General features: G+C 53.0%; 2 rRNA genes. Both read left to right on the forward strand.

Annotation, left to right across the window (positions count from 1 at the left end):
* A 16S ribosomal RNA gene (locus BTA30_RS20640) occupies positions 1-1,265 on the forward strand; the annotation flags it as partial.
* 120 nt (positions 1,266-1,385) lie between these two features.
* Positions 1,386-2,964, forward strand: a 23S ribosomal RNA gene (locus BTA30_RS20645); the annotation flags it as partial.

Raw genomic sequence — 2,964 nt, forward strand, 5'->3', positions numbered from 1 at the left:
ACGATGCGTAGCCGACCTGAGAGGGTGATCGGCCACACTGGGACTGAGACACGGCCCAGACTCCTACGGGAGGCAGCAGTAGGGAATCTTCCGCAATGGACGAAAGTCTGACGGAGCAACGCCGCGTGAGTGATGAAGGTTTTCGGATCGTAAAGCTCTGTTGTTAGGGAAGAACAAGTACCGTTCGAATAGGGCGGTACCTTGACGGTACCTAACCAGAAAGCCACGGCTAACTACGTGCCAGCAGCCGCGGTAATACGTAGGTGGCAAGCGTTGTCCGGAATTATTGGGCGTAAAGCGCGCGCAGGCGGTTTCTTAAGTCTGATGTGAAAGCCCCCGGCTCAACCGGGGAGGGTCATTGGAAACTGGGGAACTTGAGTGCAGAAGAGGAGAGTGGAATTCCACGTGTAGCGGTGAAATGCGTAGAGATGTGGAGGAACACCAGTGGCGAAGGCGACTCTCTGGTCTGTAACTGACGCTGAGGCGCGAAAGCGTGGGGAGCGAACAGGATTAGATACCCTGGTAGTCCACGCCGTAAACGATGAGTGCTAAGTGTTAGAGGGTTTCCGCCCTTTAGTGCTGCAGCAAACGCATTAAGCACTCCGCCTGGGGAGTACGGTCGCAAGACTGAAACTCAAAGGAATTGACGGGGGCCCGCACAAGCGGTGGAGCATGTGGTTTAATTCGAAGCAACGCGAAGAACCTTACCAGGTCTTGACATCCTCTGACACCCCTAGAGATAGGGCTTCCCCTTCGGGGGCAGAGTGACAGGTGGTGCATGGTTGTCGTCAGCTCGTGTCGTGAGATGTTGGGTTAAGTCCCGCAACGAGCGCAACCCTTGATCTTAGTTGCCAGCATTCAGTTGGGCACTCTAAGGTGACTGCCGGTGACAAACCGGAGGAAGGTGGGGATGACGTCAAATCATCATGCCCCTTATGACCTGGGCTACACACGTGCTACAATGGACAGAACAAAGGGCAGCGAAGCCGCGAGGCTCAGCCAATCCCACAAATCTGTTCTCAGTTCGGATCGCAGTCTGCAACTCGACTGCGTGAAGCTGGAATCGCTAGTAATCGCGGATCAGCATGCCGCGGTGAATACGTTCCCGGGCCTTGTACACACCGCCCGTCACACCACGAGAGTTTGTAACACCCGAAGTCGGTGAGGTAACCTTTTGGAGCCAGCCGCCGAAGGTGGGACAGATGATTGGGGTGAAGTCGTAACAAGGTAGCCGTATCGGAAGGTGCGGCTGGATCACCTCCTTTCTAAGGATATTATACGGAATATAAGACCTTATCGGTCTTATAGACAGGTGCGTTTAGATCTTGTTTAGTTTTGAAGGANNTAGACATTCACAAGAATTTTCTGTAGTGATTCTTTTTAATGGTTAAGTTAGAAAGGGCGCACGGTGGATGCCTTGGCACTAGGAGCCGATGAAGGACGGGACGAACACCGATATGCTTCGGGGAGCTGTAAGCAAGCTTTGATCCGGAGATTTCCGAATGGGGAAACCCACTGCTCGTAATGGAGCAGTATCCATATCTGAATTCATAGGATATGAGAAGGCAGACCCGGGGAACTGAAACATCTAAGTACCCGGAGGAAGAGAAAGCAAATGCGATTCCCTGAGTAGCGGCGAGCGAAACGGGAACAGCCCAAACCAAGAGGCTTGCCTCTTGGGGTTGTAGGACACTCTGTACGGAGTTACAAAAGAACGAGGTAGATGAAGAGGTCTGGAAAGGCCCGCCATAGGAGGTAACAGCCCTGTAGTCAAAACTTCGTTCTCTCCTGAGTGGATCCTGAGTACGGCGGAACACGTGAAATTCCGTCGGAATCCGGGAGGACCATCTCCCAAGGCTAAATACTTCCTAGTGACCGATAGTGAACCAGTACCGTGAGGGAAAGGTGAAAAGCACCCCGGAAGGGGAGTGAAATAGATCCTGAAACCGTGTGCCTACAAGTAGTCAGAGCCCGTTAACGGGTGATGGCGTGCCTTTTGTAGAATGAACCGGCGAGTTACGATCCCGTGCAAGGTTAAGTTTGAAAAGACGGAGCCGCAGCGAAAGCGAGTCTGAATAGGGCGCATGAGTACGTGGTCGTAGACCCGAAACCAGGTGATCTACCCATGTCCAGGGTGAAGTTCAGGTAACACTGAATGGAGGCCCGAACCCACGCACGTTGAAAAGTGCGGGGATGAGGTGTGGGTAGGGGTGAAATGCCAATCGAACCTGGAGATAGCTGGTTCTCTCCGAAATAGCTTTAGGGCTAGCCTCAAGGTAAGAGTCTTGGAGGTAGAGCACTGATTGGACTAGGGGCCCCTACCGGGTTACCGAATTCAGTCAAACTCCGAATGCCAAAGACTTGTCCTTGGGAGTCAGACTGCGAGTGATAAGATCCGTAGTCGAAAGGGAAACAGCCCAGACCGCCAGCTAAGGTCCCAAAGTATACGTTAAGTGGAAAAGGATGTGGAGTTGCTTAGACAACCAGGATGTTGGCTTAGAAGCAGCCACCATTTAAAGAGTGCGTAATAGCTCACTGGTCGAGTGACTCTGCGCCGAAAATGTACCGGGGCTAAACGTATCACCGAAGCTGCGGACTGTTCTTACGAACAGTGGTAGGAGAGCGTTCTAAGGGCTGTGAAGCGAGACCGGAAGGACTCGTGGAGCGCTTAGAAGTGAGAATGCCGGTATGAGTAGCGAAAGAGGGGTGAGAATCCCCTCCACCGAATGCCTAAGGTTTCCTGAGGAAGGCTCGTCCGCTCAGGGTTAGTCGGGACCTAAGCCGAGGCCGAAAGGCGTAGGCGATGGATAACAGGTTGATATTCCTGTACCACCTCCTCACCATTTGAGCAATGGGGGGACGCAGGAGGATAGGGTAAGCGCGGTATTGGATATCCGCGTCCAAGCAGTTAGGCTGGGAAATAGGCAAATCCGTTTCCCGTAAAGGCTGAGCTGTGATGGCGAG

This window comes from Bacillus swezeyi (assembly GCF_001969815.1).
Taxonomy (GTDB): Bacteria; Bacillota; Bacilli; order Bacillales; family Bacillaceae; genus Bacillus; species Bacillus swezeyi.